18 protein-coding genes are annotated in these 18,612 nt (G+C 60.4%); 11 read left to right on the top strand and 7 right to left on the bottom strand.

Annotated features, from left to right (window positions below):
* The first annotated feature begins 10 nt into the window (after positions 1-10).
* From KW839_RS12720 to KW839_RS12705, 4 genes are all read left to right on the top strand, one after another.
* Positions 11-202 (top strand): hypothetical protein, encoded by a 192-nt coding sequence (locus KW839_RS12720; RefSeq protein WP_218424528.1) that lies wholly within the window; start codon positions 11-13, stop codon positions 200-202.
* A 105-nt stretch (positions 203-307) separates the two neighbouring features.
* Positions 308-520, top strand: coding sequence for a hypothetical protein (locus KW839_RS12715; protein ID WP_218424527.1), 213 nt, complete (start codon positions 308-310; stop codon positions 518-520).
* A gap of 99 nt (positions 521-619) precedes the next feature.
* Positions 620-985 carry a hypothetical protein gene (locus KW839_RS12710; RefSeq protein ID WP_218424526.1) on the top strand — a complete coding sequence of 122 codons (366 nt, stop codon included), beginning with the start codon at positions 620-622 and terminating at the stop codon, positions 983-985.
* A 185-nt stretch (positions 986-1,170) separates the two neighbouring features.
* On the top strand, positions 1,171-1,866 hold the full coding sequence (locus KW839_RS12705; RefSeq protein ID WP_218424525.1) for an HAD-IA family hydrolase: 696 nt from the start codon (positions 1,171-1,173) through the stop codon (positions 1,864-1,866).
* Between the two features lie 141 nt (positions 1,867-2,007).
* Here the strand turns inward: KW839_RS12705 and KW839_RS12700 are convergent, their stop codons facing one another.
* A complete protein-coding gene (locus KW839_RS12700) occupies positions 2,008-2,754 on the bottom strand; it encodes a 3-oxoacyl-ACP reductase family protein (RefSeq protein ID WP_218424524.1) in 747 nt (248 codons plus the stop codon).
* A gap of 125 nt (positions 2,755-2,879) precedes the next feature.
* On the opposite strand from KW839_RS12700, the gene KW839_RS12695 reads away from it, so the two are divergent.
* On the top strand, positions 2,880-3,803 hold the full coding sequence (locus tag KW839_RS12695; protein ID WP_060539834.1) for a LysR family transcriptional regulator: 924 nt from the start codon (positions 2,880-2,882) through the stop codon (positions 3,801-3,803).
* Between the two features lie 210 nt (positions 3,804-4,013).
* Here KW839_RS12695 and KW839_RS12690 read toward each other — a convergent pair whose 3' ends face one another.
* On the bottom strand, positions 4,014-4,748 hold the full coding sequence (locus KW839_RS12690) for a phosphoadenylyl-sulfate reductase (RefSeq protein ID WP_060539833.1): 735 nt from the start codon (positions 4,746-4,748) through the stop codon (positions 4,014-4,016).
* Positions 4,749-4,919: 171 nt separating this feature from the next.
* Between KW839_RS12690 and thrH the strand changes: the two genes are divergently transcribed.
* Complete coding sequence (thrH, locus tag KW839_RS12685) at positions 4,920-5,537, top strand: bifunctional phosphoserine phosphatase/homoserine phosphotransferase ThrH (protein ID WP_060539832.1); 618 nt, start codon at positions 4,920-4,922, stop codon at positions 5,535-5,537.
* 112 nt (positions 5,538-5,649) lie between these two features.
* Here the strand turns inward: thrH and pabB are convergent, their stop codons facing one another.
* The 4 genes from pabB to KW839_RS12665 all read right to left on the bottom strand — a co-directional run bounded on the left by pabB (position 5,650) and on the right by KW839_RS12665 (position 10,399).
* Entirely contained in the window at positions 5,650-6,993 is a 1,344-nt protein-coding gene (gene pabB / locus KW839_RS12680) for an aminodeoxychorismate synthase component I (RefSeq protein ID WP_218424523.1), read from the bottom strand.
* Between the two features lie 342 nt (positions 6,994-7,335).
* Positions 7,336-8,322 carry an alpha-L-glutamate ligase-like protein gene (locus tag KW839_RS12675; RefSeq protein WP_218424522.1) on the bottom strand — a complete coding sequence of 329 codons (987 nt, stop codon included), beginning with the start codon at positions 8,320-8,322 and terminating at the stop codon, positions 7,336-7,338.
* Entirely contained in the window at positions 8,322-9,857 is a 1,536-nt protein-coding gene (locus tag KW839_RS12670) for an inactive transglutaminase family protein (RefSeq protein WP_218424521.1), read from the bottom strand. The genes KW839_RS12675 and KW839_RS12670 overlap by 1 nt, the downstream gene beginning before the upstream one ends.
* A gap of 5 nt (positions 9,858-9,862) precedes the next feature.
* The gene (locus KW839_RS12665; RefSeq protein WP_218424520.1) at positions 9,863-10,399 is read right to left on the bottom strand and encodes an ATP-dependent zinc protease; all 537 of its coding nucleotides are present in this window, start codon (positions 10,397-10,399) and stop codon (positions 9,863-9,865) included.
* Between the two features lie 301 nt (positions 10,400-10,700).
* On the opposite strand from KW839_RS12665, the gene KW839_RS12660 reads away from it, so the two are divergent.
* The 5 genes from KW839_RS12660 (at position 10,701) to prpF (ending at position 17,661) form a co-directional block, all read left to right on the top strand.
* Positions 10,701-11,417 (top strand): GntR family transcriptional regulator, encoded by a 717-nt coding sequence (locus KW839_RS12660; protein WP_177336941.1) that lies wholly within the window; start codon positions 10,701-10,703, stop codon positions 11,415-11,417.
* Entirely contained in the window at positions 11,414-12,304 is an 891-nt protein-coding gene (prpB, locus tag KW839_RS12655) for a methylisocitrate lyase (RefSeq protein WP_007944511.1), read from the top strand. Before KW839_RS12660 ends, prpB begins: the two co-directional genes overlap by 4 nt.
* A gap of 171 nt (positions 12,305-12,475) precedes the next feature.
* On the top strand, positions 12,476-13,603 hold the full coding sequence (gene prpC / locus KW839_RS12650; protein WP_060539826.1) for a 2-methylcitrate synthase: 1,128 nt from the start codon (positions 12,476-12,478) through the stop codon (positions 13,601-13,603).
* A gap of 206 nt (positions 13,604-13,809) precedes the next feature.
* Positions 13,810-16,404 carry a Fe/S-dependent 2-methylisocitrate dehydratase AcnD gene (gene acnD / locus KW839_RS12645; RefSeq protein WP_060539825.1) on the top strand — a complete coding sequence of 865 codons (2,595 nt, stop codon included), beginning with the start codon at positions 13,810-13,812 and terminating at the stop codon, positions 16,402-16,404.
* Positions 16,405-16,470: 66 nt separating this feature from the next.
* A complete protein-coding gene (gene prpF, locus KW839_RS12640) occupies positions 16,471-17,661 on the top strand; it encodes a 2-methylaconitate cis-trans isomerase PrpF (protein WP_060539824.1) in 1,191 nt (396 codons plus the stop codon).
* Positions 17,662-17,723: 62 nt separating this feature from the next.
* Here prpF and KW839_RS12635 read toward each other — a convergent pair whose 3' ends face one another.
* The gene (locus KW839_RS12635; RefSeq protein ID WP_060539823.1) at positions 17,724-18,542 is read right to left on the bottom strand and encodes a pyruvate, water dikinase regulatory protein; all 819 of its coding nucleotides are present in this window, start codon (positions 18,540-18,542) and stop codon (positions 17,724-17,726) included.
* Positions 18,543-18,612: the final 70 nt, after the last annotated feature.

Raw genomic sequence — 18,612 nt, 5'->3', positions numbered from 1 at the left:
GAGGCATGCCATGACCCCTGAAACCGAAGGCGAGGAAGAAAAAGGCCCAAGCGGACTACCGTTCATCAATGATCCCGGCAACGAAGATCCGGGTTCATTGATGGACGATGCGACCGTACCGCTCAACGATGCGGATGAAGCGGGTGACGTGGGCAATATCGAGCACGAAGAAAATGAAGCCCAGGAAGACGATGACCACTGATCGTCTTCATGTTTGATTGACCGATTGTCTCCCCGGGCGAACGTGCCCATCGCACCGTCCTCGAAGTATCAAGGCCTGCCTTTCAGGCCCCTTGAGAGGTGCGAGATGAACGCCGATCCAAAAGACAGCAACGTTGACGAAACCCCCGAGTACCCGCTGCCTTCCCCGACCGATTCCCTGAGTCGCGATCAACGTCCGCCCGACGATGAGGCAGGCGTCGAACAAGTCCCTGACGATAATGTGGAGCGCGGTGATGTCGAGGCCATTCCCTCTGACCCGGACGATGCGGGCGAGGACGGCTCGGCTGAACCGCGCTGATGGATTGGCTGTCCTGCATTGCGCTCCTCGATTGAGCGGTACCCTTGAAAAGTGACAGCTGCCAGAAGTGAGGTAAGCAACCTTTAAAGGAGGTGCACCATGAACCAATCTAAATGGACAGGCATGGCGCTGGCCGGATTGTTATCGGTCAGTTCATGGGCGGTGTTTGCCGGAGACGGCGCCCCCGTCGACAAGGGCGGAATGCCACCGTCCACGGAAATGAATGCCGGCCCGGGGCCTGAGAATGCGTTGCCGCCGGGTTCTATCGGTGGCGGTAATGGTGCCGATGCCAATGGCAGCAGCACCAATCCAGGAGCGGCCAGTGAACCGATGCGTGGGGGAAATACGATGGGCAGTGGTTCCGGAAGCGGGGCTGGCGGCTCAGGCAGTTCCGGGGGCAGTGGTGGCGGCACGGGAAGTGCCGGCGGTGGCACCGGCAGTGGAGGAGGGGGGACGGGAGGTTAGTGCGGCGTGACTTTGCAATGCACAAGCCCGGCTGATGCCGGGCTTCTTGCTATCTGGCTGGCGAACTGCAGGATTTCGCATTGCCCTGGGCCATCTTGGCTCGCTATGCTGCTGAAACCTTTAATCCACCTGGAAGCGCCCCTGTCTGGGCCATCCGGGATGCCTTTGGAAACGGATCAGACGTGATGAATGCACCGCTCAAAGAGTTCGGCCCGATCAAAGCTGTGATCTTCGATATGGACGGCTTGCTGCTGGACACCGAGGGCATTTACACCGAAGTCACGTCCATCATTGCCGCGCGTTATGGCCGGACTTTCGATTGGAGCATCAAACAGAACATCATCGGACGCGGTGCAGGTGATCTGGCGCGTTATGTCGTCGAGGCGCTGGAGCTGCCGATCACCGCTGAAGAATTCCTGGTGATTCGCGAACCCCTGATGCGGGAGCGTTTTCCCGGGGCGCAGGCGATGCCTGGTGCACAGCAGTTGGTCCGGCATCTGAAGGCCAACAACATCCCCATTGCGGTGGGTACCAGTTCCTCGAGTCAGTCGTTCAGCCAGAAAACCACCTTGCATCGCGACTGGTTTGCCATGTTCGACTTCATCGTCACCGCCGATGACCCGGAGGTTGGCGCGGCCAAACCGGCGCCGGATATCTTCCTGACGGCGGCGCGTCGCCTGGGTGTTGCGCCGCAGGACTGCCTGGTGTTCGAAGATTCGCCATTTGGCGTCACGGCGGCGAAAGCGGCGGGGATGACGGCGATCGCGATTCCCGATGCGGCGATGGCCGATGAAAAGTACGCCCATGCCGATGGCATCCTGCGTAGCTTGAAGGCGTTCGAGCCGGGTGTTTGTGGCTTGCCGGCGCTTGAATGGACCTGACGATTATTGGTTATGCAGCAAAATACTGTGGGAGCGGGCTTGCTCGCGAAGGCGGAGTGTCAGTGAACATGGATGTTTCTGACACTCCGCCTTCGCGAGCAAGCCCGCTCCCACAATTGGTTTGGCGTCAGCAGGCCTGAGTCAGGCGCCGAAACCGCCGTCTATGGTCAGGCTGGCCCCGGTGATGTAACCGGCCTCTGGACCGACCAGGTAAGCCACGAAACTGGCAATCTCCTCAGCTTTGCCGTAACGACCCACGGCCATCAGCGGAATCAGGCTTTCAGCGAAATCGCCATGGGCCGGGTTCATGTCGGTGTCGACCGGGCCAGGCTGCACGTTATTGATGGTGATGCCTTGGGGCCCAAGGTCGCGGGCCAAGCCTTTGGTCAGGCCGACCAGCGCCGATTTGCTCATGGCATAGGGGCCGCCACCGGCAAAGGGCATGCGATCGGCGTTGGTGCTGCCGATATTGATGATGCGGCCGCCTTCAGTCATGTATTTTGCCGCCGCCTGAGAGGCAATGAATACGCTGCGCACGTTGATGGCCAGGGTCTGGTCGAAGTCTTCGAGTTTGAAATCGGCCAGCGGCGCGACGGCCAGTACGCCTGCGTTATTGACCAGGATATCCAGGCGGCCGAAGGCTTCTACCGTGGCGGTCACGGCGTTGCGGATAGCCTCGGCGTCTGCACTGTCAGCCTTGATTGCCAGCGCTTTGCCGCCATTGGCGGTGATGCTGTCTTGAAGTTCCCGGGCCTTGGCCGTGGAGCTCACATAAGTGAAGGCAACGGTTGCGCCTTCAGCGGCCAGGCGGTTGACGATGGCCGCGCCGATGCCGCGAGAGCCGCCTTGAATCAAGGCCACTTTGCCGCTGAGATTCTGAGTAGTCATATCGATCTCCAACTTCCCGAGGCGAGATGTCCCGGTTGATGGAGCCTAGTATCGATAAAGGATTACAGGCTGTGTAGACGGTAATTGCTATAGTCTGAGTAAACCAGAAGTTTATAGTGGCTTGTATGGAAACCTTCAGCAGTATCGAATGCTTCGTGCGCAGTGCCGAGGTCGGCAGCTTTGCCGAAGCGGCGCGGCGCTTGAGCCTGACCCCGGCGGCGGTGGGCAAGAGCGTTGCCAAGCTTGAGGCGCGCCTGGGGGTCAGGTTGTTCCAGCGCAGTACCCGCAGCCTGACGCTGACCGAGGCCGGTCAGCTGTTTCTCGGCGAAGTCAGCGCCAGCCTGCAAACCATCCAGAATGCCGTGGCCAACCTGGCCAGCGCCGAAGGGCGTCCGGCGGGAACGTTGAAAGTCAGCATGGGCACGGTGTTCGGGTGCCTGTACGTGGTGCCGCTGCTGGGTGAATTTCTGCGGCGCTATCCGGCGATCAATCCGGACTGGCATTTCGATAACCGCCAGGTGGACCTTATCGCCCAGGGTTTCGACGCGGCCATCGGCGGCGGGTTCGAACTGCCCCAGGGGGTGGTGGCACGCAAGCTGACCCCGGCGCATCGGGTGTTGGTGGCGTCTGCCGATTACCTGGCGAGCCATGCCGCGATTGTCGAGCCTGATGATCTCAAGCTTCACGATGGCATCCTGATCCGCTCGCCGCAGACCGGAAGGGTGCGTTCCTGGCAGTTGACCAGCCGAAGCCAGCAGCATTGTCCGTTGAGTCTCAGAGCGCGGATGACCCTGAGTGATTCGCAAGCCGCTTGTGCCACGGCAGCTCAAGGGTTGGGCATTGCGCTGGTGAGCATGCCGTTCGCGGTGGGGTACCTGGAGGCAGGTGCTTTACAGCGAGTGCTGCCGGACTGGTATGTCGATGACGGCAACATTTCCATCTATTACGCCGAGCACAAGTTGATGCCGGGCAAGACCCGGGCGTTTGTCGATTTCATTATTGAACAGTTTGCCGAGCAGGGGTTGGGGCGGCGATTTAGTGCGGTTTGAGTCAGGCAACAGACCGAGGCGCTGCCATCGTCGGAACGCCGCCCGGACCAAGCCACGCTTGTATGTTTAGACTTGAAGGGGTGGGGTGGGACTAAATTATCGAACGTCCGCGGTCCTGTGGGAGCGTGGCTTGCCCGCGATGGCAGCGCCTCGGTCTATCTGCCAATCGCTAATTTCTCGCGTCCACACTCGTCCGCAGAACGCGTGGAATCAGGATTTGCCGATGATGTTCCCGGCATGCAGCCCGCATTCTTTCTGGGTGGCTTCTTCCCACCACCAGCGGCCTTCGCGTTCGTGCTGGTTCGGCAGCACCGGGCGGGTGCATGGCTCGCAGCCGATGCTGATGAAGCCGCGCTCATGCAGGCTGTTGTAAGGCAGTTCCAGCATGCGGATGTAGCCCCAGATCTCTTCGCTGGTCATCTGCGCCAGCGGGTTGAACTTGTACAGGGTGCGCTGCGGGGTGGAGAACGCGGAGTCGATTTCCATCACGGCGACGGCGCTGCGGGTGCCCGGGCTCTGGTCCCGACGCTGGCCGGTGGCCCAGGCCTTCACGCCGGACAGCTTGCGCCGCAGCGGCTCGATCTTGCGGATGCCGCAGCATTCGCCGTGACCGTCCTTGTAGAAACTGAACAGGCCTTTTTCCTTCACGAACGGTTCGAGCCTGGTGTAATCCGGGGACACCAGTTCGATTTCGATCTTGTAGTGCTCGCGCACCTGATCGATGAAGCGGTAGGTCTCGGGGTGCAAGCGGCCGGTGTCGAGGCTGAACACTTTGACGTTCTTGTTCAGCTTCCATGCCATGTCCACCAGTACCACGTCCTCGGCACCGCTGAAGGATATCCACAGGTCATCACCGAACTCGGCAAATGCCAGTTTCAGGATGTCCTGGGCGGATTTGTTGGCATAGGTCGTGGCGAGTTCCACGACGTCGAACGTTGGGCTCATCAGGGCGGCTTCCTACAGGTCGGTGGCGCTGGGCGCTCTATATAGGGCCGATGGTAACAAAAAGCCGGGCGGATCGGGGGCCCACTGCGTTGCGCAGGCAGGCCCGAGTCGCTAGAGTTCGGCAGTCTTTTTACACGCTCGACTCAATAATCAATACAAATGGGGTGTCTTGTGGAAATTGCCTGTCTGGATCTTGAAGGTGTGCTGGTCCCGGAAATCTGGATCGCCTTCGCCGAAAAAACCGGGATCGAATCCCTCAGGGCCACCACCCGGGACATTCCCGACTACGACGTGCTGATGAAACAGCGCCTGCGGATTCTCGACGAGCATGGCCTGAAGCTGGCCGACATCCAGGAAGTGATCGCCACGCTCAAGCCGCTGGACGGTGCCATCGAGTTTGTCGACTGGCTGCGCGAGCGCTTCCAGGTGGTGATTCTGTCGGACACCTTTTACGAGTTCTCCCAGCCGCTGATGCGTCAGCTGGGTTTCCCGACCTTGCTTTGCCATCGTCTGATTACTGACGACAGTGGGCGCGTGACGGGTTACCAGTTGCGCCAAAAAGACCCCAAGCGCCAGTCGGTGTTGGCGTTCAAGAGCCTTTACTACCGGGTGATTGCGGCGGGTGATTCCTATAACGACACCACCATGCTGGGCGAGGCGGATGCCGGGATCCTGTTCCATGCGCCGGACAACGTGATTGCCGAGTTCCCGCAGTTCCCGGCAGTGCACACGTTCGAGGAGCTCAAGCAGGAGTTTATCAAGGCTTCGAATCGGACTTTGAGCCTGTAGTCGTCTGAACTGACGCCTTTGCGGGCAAGCCCGCTCCCACAGTGGTTTTGCGTTGATCACAAAATCTGTGAACAACATGTAACCTGTGGGAGCGGGCTTGCCCGCGAAGCTCTTAAAGATTCTGCAGGGTATCGAGCAGCACCTTCACTTTGGTGATCGACTCCTGATATTCGGCCTGCCACTCGGAATCGGCGACGATCCCGCCACCGCCCCAGCAACACACCTGGCCATCCTTGACCAGCAAACTGCGAATGGCGATGGAGCTGTCCATCTCGCCGCGTACGTCCAGGTACAGCAATGAACCGCAGTACAGGCCGCGCCGGGTCGGTTCCAGTTCGTCGATGATCTGCATGGCGCGAATCTTCGGCGCTCCGGTGATCGAGCCGCCCGGGAAACTGCCGGCGATCAGGTCCAGGGCATCGCGGCCCTGCGCCAGTTCCCCGGTGACGCTGCTCACCAGGTGATGCACATTCGGATAGCTTTCCAGGCTGAACAATTCAGGCACCCGTACCGAGCCGATACGACAGGTGCGCCCGAGGTCGTTGCGCAGCAGGTCGACAATCATCAGGTTCTCTGCGCGATCTTTTGGGCTTGCCAGTAATTCGGCGGCGTTCGCCGCATCTTCGTCGGCGTTCCGCCCGCGGGGGCGGGTACCCTTGATCGGTCGGGTTTCGACCTGGCGCTCACTGACCTTGACGAAACGCTCGGGCGACAGGCTCAACACTGCGCCGCCGTCGGGCAGGCTCTGGAAACCGGAAAACGGTGTCGGGCACGCCGCCCGCAGCGCGTTGTACGCGGTCCACGGATCACCCTGGCAGGGCGCGCGGAAACGCTGGGCGAAGTTGACCTGATAGCAGTCGCCAGCCTGGATGTATTGCTGGATGCGCTCGATGGCCTGGCGATATTCATCAACGCTCAAGTCGGCGTGCATCGGCGCCTGCAGGTGGAATGGCTCGAGCGTTTGCGGGGCAGGCTGGCTGAACAGGTCGATCAGGCGCTGGCGCTCGCTGTCCGCCAGCGTCGGGTGGAATACCAGTTGGCTGCTCATGCGCAGGTGATCGCTGATCAGCGCCCAGTCGTAGAGGCCGAAACGCGCATCGGGTAGTTGCAGGTCATCCAGCGCCTGACTCGGCAGGTTTTCCAGATGCCGGCCGAAGTCGTAGCTCAGGTAGCCGATCAAGCCGCCCGCGAAGGGCAGTTCAAATGGCTCGGGGATAGTGGCTTCGCCCAGGCGTGCCAGGTTATCGCGCAGGCGTTGCAGGAAATCGCCGCCATTTTCGTCGGGCGCTATGGCCAGTTGTTCCAGCGGCCAGGCACTGAGCAGGTCATAACGGCCGCGTTCGGCGCTTGGCCGGCCGCTGTCGAGCAGTACGGCGCCAGGGGCATGACGAATTGCCGCGAAAAATCCGGCGGGGTTGGCGTGATAGGGGAGTGGGTGTACGGAGCAGGTCAGCATGGGTGAAGGAGATCGGCCATTGAGGCGGGGTGGGGATTGTAGTCCTCTGGGGGAGTTGCTCCTAGAGGGTTGAATCAAGAGCTACCCTCACCCCAGCCCTCTCCCGGGGGGAGAGGGGGCCGACCGAGGTGTCTGGCGCTATACATCGACCTGAAAAATCGAGTCGATTATGGATTTGGTTCAGCGTTTTCAAGTCGCTGTGTGTCTATTGTGGGTACAGCTTTTTCCAGCCGCAGTATTTCGATTATGGATTCGGTATAGCACTTTCAGGTCGCCGTATTTCTAGAGAAACCCACGGTCAGTCCCCTCTCCCCTTGGGAGAGGGTTAGGGTGAGGGGCTTTTCAGCCTTCCACCGCAGGAATATGCCCAAACATCTCCTGCACAAACGCCACACGCTCTTCGACGGTTTCACTCACCCCACGAGCCTTCAACTCTTCCAGCCGCGCCTCGACCGCATGGCAACGCAGCGTCAACCCACAGTCATTGGCGATCTGAATGTTCAACCCCGGCCGGGCGTTGAGTTCGAGAATCAGCGGCCCCTTGTCCTGGTCCAGCACCATGTCGACACCGATGTAACCCAGGCCGCACAGCTCATAACAGCCGGCGGCGAGTTTCATGAAGCCGTCCCAGTAGGGCAATTGCACGCCGTCCACCGCATTGGTGGTATCCGGGTGCTTGGTGATGATGTTGTTCAACCAGGTGCCGCGCAGAGTCAGGCCTGTGGCCAGGTCCACGCCGACGCCGATGGCGCCCTGGTGCAGGTTGGCCTTGCCGCTGGACTGGCGGGTCGGCAGGCGCAGCATGGCCATTACCGGATAGCCCATCAGCACGATGATGCGGATGTCCGGCACGCCTTCGTAGCTGATGCTCTTGAAGATCTGGTCGGGGGTGACACGGTACTCGATCAGCGCCCGGTCGCGGTGACCGCCCAGGGAATACAGGCCGGTGAGGATGCTGGAGATGTGGTGCTCGAGCTCTTCGTGGGCAATGATCTTGCCCGACACCGTGCGGTAGCGGCCTTCGAAGCGGTCTGCGACAACAATGATGCCGTCGCCGCCTGCGCCTTGGGCCGGCTTGATCACGAAGTCGTTGCGCCCGCCGATGATCTCGCCGAGCTTGTCGATTTCCTTCTCGGTAGAGATCACGCCATACAGTTCCGGCACATGAATGCCGGCAGCGATGGCGCGCTCCTTGGTGATGATCTTGTCATCGACAATCGGGTACAGGCTGCGCTTGTTGTACTTGAGCACATAGTCTGCGTTGCGCCGATTGATGCCCATGATGCCCCGGGCTTCCAGGGCCTTCCAGGTCTTCCAGAAGCCGAACATCAGGCGTCAGCCTTCTTCAGGAAAGCCTTGAACCGGACCAGTTCGGTCAGGCGGTAGCCGCGATAGCGACCCATCGCCAGCATGAAACCGACCAGAATCAGCAGGATCGCCGGGAAGGTGAACACGAAGTACACCAGTTCCGGGACGGTCATGATCAGGTGCGCCAGGGAGGCGGCGAACAAGGTGCCGATAGCCACTTTCATGGCATGGCTGGCGCCGCGCTCTTCCCAGGTGATCGACAGGCGTTCGATGGTCATGGTCAGAATCACCATCGGGAACAGTGCCACTGACAAACCGCGTTCCAGGCCCAGTTTGTGGCTGAACAGGCTGATGGCCGCGATCAACACCACCACGAACGTCAACACCACCGACAGCCTCGGCAACATCTGCAGCTTCAGGTGTTCGAGGTAGGAGCGCAGTGACAGCCCCAGCGCGGTGATAACGGTAAACAGCACAATGCCGAAGCCGAGCTGGGTTTCGCGGAAGGCCAGGGCGATCAGCACCGGGGTGAACGTGCCCAGGGTCTGGATGCCGATCAGGTTGCGCAGGATCAGGATCACCAGCACGCCGATCGGGATCATCACCATGATCATGAAGGTCTGCTGGGTTTGCAGCGGCAGGCCGTACAACGAGTATTCGAGGAACTTGGCGTCGGTGTTTTCGTCGGTCAGCTTGGCCAGGCGAATGGCGTTCATTTCGCTGTTGTTCAGGCTGAAGGTCACGGTTGCTTTCTTGCCGCCGTCGACGGTAATCAGGTTTTCATCGCCGCTCCACCACAGCAGGCGGTCGGTCGGCAGCCCCTGTTCGCCGGTTTCCGGGTTGAAGTACAGCCAGTCGGTACCGTTGAAACTGCGCAGCCACAGTTCCGGGACTTGCGGCTGGTCGGCCACCAGGCGAATGGTGTGGACCTTTTCTATTGGCACGTGGGCAATGGACAGCAGCAGTTCGACGATTTTCGCCTTGTGCGCCGTGGTCGGATCGCCGGCCAGCAGCAGTTTCACATTGTCATCGTTGACGTTGTTGACCCGCTTGATGGCTTCGCCGATGAAGGTTTCGACGTCCGCCGAATGCTGGCGAATGGGTGCAAGCAGGGCCTCGGCGGCGACTTTCTCAGGGCCTTCGATGGGCATGCTGTCGCGGAACGTCGCACCTTTGATCTTGGGTTTTTCGCCGGAGTAGCGTTTGGTCAGTACCAGGCGGTAATAGAGCGTCTGGTTGCCCTTGGCGCGGCGCGCCGACCAGGTAACCTTGCGGTTGCCGTCAACGCGGTTCACGGCCACGCCGTAGTTATTGGAGATGAAGCTCTCGTTGAGGCTGACGAAGTCGCGGCTCAAGGGCGGCACGAACATCTGGATCTTGACCGGATCCTTGGCACTGGCGACGAACTCGACCTTGGCGTCGATGTTCCATAAGTCGTCGGTGGCATCTTCGGTCACCGGAATGCCCAGCACGAAGATCTGATAGGCCGTGACTGAAATGCCCAGCACCACCAGGATGGCGATCAGCAGTTTCAGATGAAGGGTAAGAGCGCGCATTTAAATTACTCTGCGATATGAGCGTCGGTGGTGCAGGCGGGTTTGCCTGCAGCATATTTAAGGCTGGGGTCGACCAGCGCATCGAAACGTTTGAGCGCTTCGGAGCCAATCAGCAGCGGATATTGGAATGCGCTGCGGTCAGTCAGGTTCACTTCGATGCTGCGTAAGGCCGAGCCCATGCAGATATCCAGTTCGATCACCGGGCGGGCCGTGTACTTCTTGCCTTCTTCCGGGTCGTAGTCGCCGGCCCGGCGCTTGATCTTGCTGACGCGGGCCAGGGGGCGTTCGATCGGATGCGAATGAGCGGTGTCGATGGCCAGGTAGAAGCGCACCCACGACTCGCCATTGCGTTTAAAGCGCTTGATGTCCCGGGCACTGAGTGAAGCGGTTTTCGCTCCGGTGTCGAGTTTGGCCGCAACTTCCAGGTCGATGCCGCCCAGCGATGCGTACTCATTGAGGCCGTACACGGTCTTTTCACCCGCCGCTGCAAAATTGGGCAGGTAAAGGAGAAAAAGAAGTGCAGGGAAGGGCTTGAGTCTCATAAATCCTGGTGCGCAGCAGTCCGTGTTTCGATTCAAGGCCCTGGCATCGCTGCGCAAGCTCCCTCGTATGCCTGCCAGGGTTTCGTGACAGGCAGTGCAGATGTGACACACAAATGCGGGCGGCATTCTAGCACGGTGGTTTTATGGCGCCAGCGTGGCCCTGTGCTCCAGTTGTAGACATCTATACGTGATGGAACTGCCGGTTATCAGAAGATTGTCGACAATATCCAATTATCCTTTGACTCCCATGGCGCTTTTCGCTAATTTTTGCGGCATTGGATTTCAAGGTGTCGACAATATGCTGGATCAACTCGATCCCCCGGTGATTGCGCAGGACGATTCGGAGACTCTCTCCGAGAACGTCTTCCGGCGTATTCAGGCGGCTATCGTCAAAGGCGATATCGCCCCGGGCAGCAAAATCTCCGAGCCGGAACTGGCGCGCACCTACGGTATCAGTCGTGGCCCGCTGCGCGAGGCCATCCATCGCCTGGAAGGCCAGCGTCTGCTGGTGCGTGTGCCGCACGTCGGCGCCCGGGTGGTATCACTGGACCACGCCGAGTTGATCGAGCTCTACGAAATCCGCGAGTCCCTCGAAGGCATGGCCTGCCGTCTGGCCGCCGAACGCATGAGCGTCGAGGAGATCGATGAGCTGCGTCAGGTGCTGGTCACCCACGAGCGCGACGAGGCGTTTCAGGCCGGTCGTGGCTATTACCAGCAGGAAGGCGATTTCGACTTCCATTACCGAATTATCCAGGGCAGCGGCAATCGCACGCTGACCCAAATGCTCTGCGGCGAGCTGTACCAGCTGGTGCGCATGTACCGGATGAAGTTTTCCAGCACGCCCAATCGCCCACACCAGGCGTTCGCCGAGCACCACCGCATTCTCGATGCCATCGCCGACCGTGACGGTGAACTGGCCGAGTTGTTGATGCGCCGCCACATCGGCGCTTCCAAACGCAATATCGCCCGTCATTACCAGGACGGCGCCAACCCGACAGCCAAACGAGGTGAGTCATGAGTTTGAACAAGAGCACTCCAGGTCAGCGTTTCCGCGATGCGGTCGCCAGCGAGCATCCATTGCAAGTGGTCGGTGCAATCAACGCCAACCACGCGTTGCTGGCCAAGCGCGCCGGTTTCAAGGCGATCTACCTGTCGGGTGGCGGGGTAGCTGCCGGCTCCCTCGGCCTGCCGGACCTGGGCATCACCGGCCTGGATGACGTGCTGACCGACGTGCGTCGTATCACCGACGTTTGCGACTTGCCGCTGCTGGTTGACGTGGACACCGGTTTCGGTTCGTCGGCCTTCAACGTTGCCCGTACCGTGAAGTCGATGATCAAGTTCGGCGCCGCGGCGATCCACATCGAAGACCAGGTCGGTGCCAAGCGTTGCGGCCACCGTCCTAACAAAGAAATCGTTACCCAGCAGGAAATGGTCGACCGCATCAAGGCTGCTGTTGATGCGCGTACCGATGATAGCTTCGTGATCATGGCCCGTACCGACGCCCTGGCGGTGGAAGGTCTGGAATCCGCTCTGGATCGCGCTGCTGCCTGCATCGAGGCTGGCGCCGACATGATCTTCCCGGAAGCCATCACCGAGCTGGACATGTACAAGCTGTTCGCCAGCCGCGTGAAAGCGCCGATCCTGGCCAATATCACCGAATTCGGCGCGACGCCGCTGTACACCACCGAGCAGTTGGCTGCGGTCGACGTGTCCCTGGTGCTGTACCCGCTGTCGGCCTTCCGCGCCATGAACAAGGCAGCGGAAAACGTCTACAACGCACTGCGCCGCGATGGCACCCAGGCGAATGTCATCGACACCATGCAGACTCGCATGGAGCTTTACGATCGCATCGACTACCACACCTTCGAGCAGAAGCTCGATGCGTTGTTCGCCGCGAAGAAATAATCAACGCCCTGTCACTGTAGGAGCGAGCAAGCTCGCGATGGACGTCAACGAAAACGCGGGAAGCCGCGGCGTAGCGTCCACCATCGTCGGAGCGCCGCCCGGAGCATGCTCGCTCCTACAGGAAGACGGACGAAGTTTCCCTGACAAATTCAAGAATGCTGGAGACAAAAAATGGCCGAAGCAAAAGTACTCAGTGGCGCCGGGCTCCGTGGCCAGGTAGCCGGGCAAACCGCACTGTCCACCGTGGGCCAGGCGGGTGCCGGTCTGACCTATCGTGGTTATGACGTCCGTGAACTGGCGGCTGACGCACAGTTCGAAGAAGTCGCCTACCTGCTGTTGTACGGCGACCTGCCGAGCAAAGCACAACTGGCTGCCTACGTCGCCAAGCTGAGCAAGCTGCGTGACCTGCCGCAAGCGTTGAAAGAAGTGCTGGAGCGCATCCCTGCCGATGCCCACCCGATGGACGTGATGCGCACTGGCTGCTCGTTCCTGGGTAACCTGGAAGCGGAGAACAACTTCTCCGAGCAGCACGACAAGACCGACCGTCTGCTGGCCGCCTTCCCGGCGATCATGACCTACTGGTATCGCTTCAGCCACGAAGGCAAGCGCATTGACTGCGTGAGCGACGAGCAAAGCATCGGTGGTCACTTCCTGCACCTGCTGCACGGCAAGAAGCCGAGCGAGCTGCACGTCAAGGTGATGAACGTTTCGCTGATCCTCTACGCAGAGCACGAGTTCAACGCATCGACCTTCACTGCACGTGTTTGCGCGTCGACCCTGTCCGACCTGTTCTCCTGCATCACTGCGGCCATCGGTTCGCTGCGCGGCCCGCTGCACGGCGGCGCCAACGAAGCGGCGATGGAAATGATCGAGCGCTTCAGCTCGCCTGAAGAGGCGATCAGCGGCACCCTCGGCATGCTCGAGCGCAAGGACAAGATCATGGGCTTCGGTCACGCGATCTACAAAGACAGCGATCCACGTAACGAAGTGATCAAGGGCTGGTCGAAAAAACTCGCTGAAGAAGTGGGCGACAAGGTGTTGTTCCCGGTTTCCGAAGCCATCGACAAGACCATGTGGGAGCAGAAGAAACTGTTCCCGAATGCGGACTTCTACCATGCCTCGGCGTACCACTTCATGGGTATCCCGACCAAGCTGTTCACGCCGATCTTTGTCTGCTCGCGCCTGACCGGCTGGGCTGCTCACGTATTTGAGCAACGCGCCAACAACCGCATCATCCGCCCGAGCGCCGAATACACCGGCGTTGAACAGCGCAAGTTCGTGCCAATCGAACAACGCTGAACGGTGGAGGCTTCCACGCGGGTTGCTGATTGAACCGGTGATCATTGTGGGAGCGGGCTTGCTCGCGAAGACGGGCTGACATCCAACATCGATGTTGACTGATACACCGCTTTCGCGAGCAAGCCCGCTCCCACAGTTGACCGAGTTCAATTCGGCAGCTGCGCCAGGGCCCCCCCTTTGTATTTACCGTGACCGAGTCCCGACTGATGAACACAGAATTCCGTAAAACGCTTCCCGGCAGCCATCTGGATTATTTCGACGTCCGCGCGGCGGTCGAGGCCATCCAGCCCGGCGCCTATGACACCCTGCCGTACACCTCCCGCGTGCTGGCGGAAAACCTTGTGCGTCGCTGCGACCCGGCCACGCTCAACGAATCCCTGAAGCAATTCATCGAGCGCAAACGCGACCTCGACTTCCCTTGGTTCCCGGCCCGTGTGGTGTGCCACGACATTCTCGGCCAGACCGCCCTGGTCGACCTCGCCGGTCTGCGTGATGCGATCGCCCTGCAAGGTGGCGATCCTGCGCAAGTCAACCCGGTGGTGCCGACCCAACTGATCGTCGACCACTCCCTGGCCGTCGAGCGTGGTGGTTTCGATCCGGAGGCGTTCGAGAAGAACCGCGCCATCGAAGACCGCCGCAACGAAGACCGTTTCCACTTCATCAACTGGACCAAGAAGGCGTTCAAGAACGTCGACGTGATCCCGCCAGGCAACGGCATCATGCACCAGATCAACCTGGAGAAAATGTCTCCGGTGATCCAGGTGCGTGACGGCGTGGCCTTCCCTGATACCTGCGTCGGTACCGACAGCCACACCCCGCACGTCGATGCGCTGGGCGTGATCGCCATTGGTGTTGGCGGCCTGGAAGCCGAGAGCGTGATGCTCGGCCGCGCCTCCTGGATGCGTCTGCCTGAGAGCGTCGGCGTAGAACTGACCGGCAAGCTGCAACCGGGCATCACCGCCACCGACATGGTGCTGGCGCTGACCGAGTTCCTGCGCAAGCAAAAAGTCGTTGGCGCATGGCTGGAGTTCTTCGGTGAAGGCGCAGCGGCCCTGACCCTGGGCGACCGCGCGACCATCTCCAACATGGCCCCGGAATACGGCGCCACCGCTGCGATGTTCTATATCGACCAGCAGACCATCGACTACCTCAAACTCACCGGCCGTGAAGACGACCAGGTGCAGTTGGTGGAAAACTACGCCAAGACCACCGGTCTGTGGGCTGACAGCCTCAAGGGCGCGCAATACGAGCGCGGCCTGACGTTCGATCTGTCCTCGGTAGTGCGCAACATGGCCGGCCCGAGCAACCCGCACGCCCGTGTAGCGGTTTCCGATCTGGCTGCCAAAGGCATCTCCGGCCAGTGGGACGATGTCCCGGGTCAAATGCCGGACGGCGCGGTGATCATCGCCGCCATTACCAGTTGCACCAACACCAGCAACCCGCGCAACGTGATCGCCGCCGGCCTGCTGGCGCGTAATGCCAACAAGCTCGGCCTGGCCCGCAAGCCATGGGTCAAGTCGTCCCTGGCCCCGGGTTCGAAAACCGTGGCGCTGTACCTCGATGAAGCCGGCCTGACCGATGAGCTGGAACAGCTCGGTTTCGGCGTCGTCGCGTTCGCCTGCACCACTTGCAATGGCATGTCCGGTGCACTGGATCCGGTGATCCAGCAAGAGATCATCGACCGCGACCTGTACGCCACTGCCGTATTGTCCGGCAACCGTAACTTCGACGGCCGGATTCACCCGTACGCCAAACAGGCATTCCTCGCTTCGCCGCCTCTGGTAGTTGCTTACGCGATCGCCGGCACCATCCGTTTCGACATCGAGAAGGACGTGCTGGGCGTAGTAGACGGCAAGGAAATTCGCCTGAAAGACATCTGGCCGAGCGATGAAGAAATCGACGCAGTGGTCAAGGCGTCGGTCAAGCCGGAACAGTTCCGTCAGGTCTACATCCCGATGTTCGCCATCCACGAAGACACCGGCCCGAAAGTCGCGCCGCTGTACGACTGGCGCGAAATGAGCACCTACATCCGTCGTCCGCCGTACTGGGAAGGCGCACTGGCCGGCGCGCGTCCACTCAAGGGCATGCGTCCTCTGGCAGTGCTGCCGGACAACATCACCACTGACCACCTGTCGCCGTCGAACGCAATCATGCTCGACAGCGCCGCCGGCGAATACCTGGCGAAAATGGGCTTGCCGGAAGAGGACTTCAACTCTTACGCAACTCACCGTGGTGACCACCTGACCGCGCAGCGCGCGACCTTCGCCAACCCGAAACTGTTCAACGAAATGGTTCAGGAAGACGGCAAGGTCAAGCAGGGTTCGCTGGCTCGCGTGGAGCCGGAAGGCAAGGTCATGCGCATGTGGGAAGCGATCGAAACCTACATGGATCGCAAGCAGCCGCTGATCATCATCGCCGGTGCCGACTACGGTCAGGGTTCGTCCCGTGACTGGGCCGCCAAGGGCGTGCGCCTGGCCGGCGTGGAAGCGATTGCCGCCGAAGGTTTCGAGCGCATCCACCGCACCAACCTGGTGGGCATGGGCGTGTTGCCGCTGGAGTTCAAGCCGGGCACCAACCGCCACACCCTGGCCATCGACGGTAGTGAAACCTACGACGTCGTCGGTGCTCGCACACCGCGCGCTGATCTGACGCTGGTGATCAATCGCAAGAACGGCGAAGTCGTCGAGGTCCCGGTGACCTGCCGTCTCGACACTGCCGAAGAAGTGTCGATCTACGAAGCCGGCGGCGTGCTGCAACGCTTCGCCCAGGACTTCCTCGAAGAGTCGGCAGTGGCCGTATAACACAGGCTGTACAGACATGGGACCTTGGGTCCCATGTCTGTTTCTGGATTAGGAGAGACGAGCATCATGGCTCATGCACCACAGATCAAAGTCCCTGCCACCTACATGCGTGGCGGCACCAGCAAAGGCGTATTTTTCAGCCTGCAAGACCTGCCTGAAGCAGCTCAGGTTCCCGGCCCGGCCCGCGATGCCCTGTTGCTGCGCGTGATCGGCAGCCCCGATCCTTACGACAAGCAAATCGACGGCATGGGCTGCGCAACTTCCAGCACCAGCAAAACCGTGATCCTGTCCAAAAGCATCAAGGCCGATCACGACGTCGACTACCTGTTCGGTCAGGTTTCCATCGACAAGCCATTCGTGGACTGGAGCGGCAACTGCGGCAACCTGACGGCTGCAGTCGGCTCGTTCGCCGTCAGCAATGGCCTGATCGATGCCAGCCGCGTTCCGCACAACGGCGTGGCCGTGGTTCGCGTGTGGCAGGCCAACATCGGCAAGACCATCATCGCTCACGTGCCGATCACCAACGGTGAAGTGCAGGAAACCGGCGATTTCGAACTCGACGGCGTGACCTTCCCTGCTGCCGAAGTGCAGATCGAATTCCTCGATCCGGCTGCGGAAGAAGAGGGCGGTGGCGGTTCGATGTTCCCTACCGGCAACCTGGTGGATGACCTGGAAGTACCCGGCGTGGGCACCTTCAAGGCCACCATGATCAACGCCGGCATCCCGACGATTTTCGTCAATGCCGAAGATATCGGCTACACCGGTACCGAGCTGCAGGGCGCGATCAACGGCGACCCGAAAGCGTTGCTGATGTTCGAAACCATCCGTGCTTATGGCGCGTTGCGCATGGGGCTGATTGGCAATATCGACGAAGCGGCCAAGCGCCAACATACGCCGAAGGTGGCTTTCGTGGCCAAGCCTGCGGACTACGTGGCATCGAGCGGCAAGGCGATTGCGGCCGGTGATGTCGACCTGCTGGTGCGTGCACTGTCCATGGGCAAGCTGCACCACGCAATGATGGGCACCGCTGCGGTGGCCATCGGTACGGCGGCGGCTATTTCCGGCACCTTGGTCAATCTCGCTGCCGGTGGTATCGAACGCAATGCGGTGCGTTTCGGTCATCCGTCGGGCACCCTGCGTGTCGGCGCCGAGGCCAGCCTGGTGAACGGCGAGTGGACCGTGAACAAAGCCATCATGAGCCGCAGTGCGCGGGTGTTGATGGAAGGTTATGTTCGCGTTCCTGGCGACTCGTTCTAACTGACGCCTATCCCTGCAGGAGCGAGCCTGCTCGCTCCTGCAGGGTGTGCAGTGAAGCTATTTCACTTGAACCGCCGCTCTACACCTTTCTCCACCAGAATTTTCGCCGAAATCTCTTCCACCGAAAAATGTGTGGAGTTGATGTGCGGGATGTTCTCGCGACGGAACAGGTTCTCCACTTCGCGCACTTCGAATTCACACTGGGCGTAGCTCGAATAGCGGCTGTTGGGTTTGCGCTCGTTGCGGATCGCGGTGAGGCGGTCCGGGTCGATGGTCAGGCCGAACAGCTTGTGCTGGTGGGCGCGCAGGGCACTTGGCAGGGTCAGGCGTTCCATGTCGTCTTCGGTCAGCGGGTAGTTGGCGGCGCGGATGCCGAACTGCATGGCCATGTACAGGCAGGTCGGGGTCTTGCCGCATCGGGAAACGCCCACCAGGATCAAGTCGGCCTTGTCGTAATAGTGCGTGCGGGCCCCGTCGTCGTTGTCGAGGGCGAAGTTCACCGCTTCGATGCGCTCCATGTAATTGGAGTTGGTGCCGATGGAGTGGGACTTGCCGACGGTGTAGGAAGAGTGCTCGGTGAGTTCCTGTTCCAGTGGTGCCAGGAAGGTCGAGAAAATGTCGATCATGAAACCATTCGAGGTTGCGAGAATCTCACGAATGTCCTGATTGACGATGGTGTCGAAGATGATCGGGCGAAAGCCATCGTTTTCGGCGGCTTTATTGATTTGCTGGACCATTGCCCGCGCCTTGTCGACGTTGTCGATGTACGGTCGGGTGAATTTGCTGAAGGTGATGTTTTCGAACTGCGCCAGAAGGCTTTGGCCCAGCGTTTCGGCGGTAATGCCGGTGCCATCGGAAATAAAGAAAGCAGATCGTTTCATTTGCACCTTGGGCCTTAAGCTCATGACGATTTTTCGATATGATAGGCGCGATTTGCAGGCCGCCAATGGC

Origin of the sequence: Pseudomonas sp. PDM31, assembly GCF_019218965.1 — a bacterium.
Taxonomy (GTDB): Bacteria; Pseudomonadota; Gammaproteobacteria; order Pseudomonadales; family Pseudomonadaceae; genus Aquipseudomonas.
The sequence above is the reverse complement of the archived record's forward strand: the minus strand, read 5'-3'. Positions and strand labels throughout refer to the sequence as shown.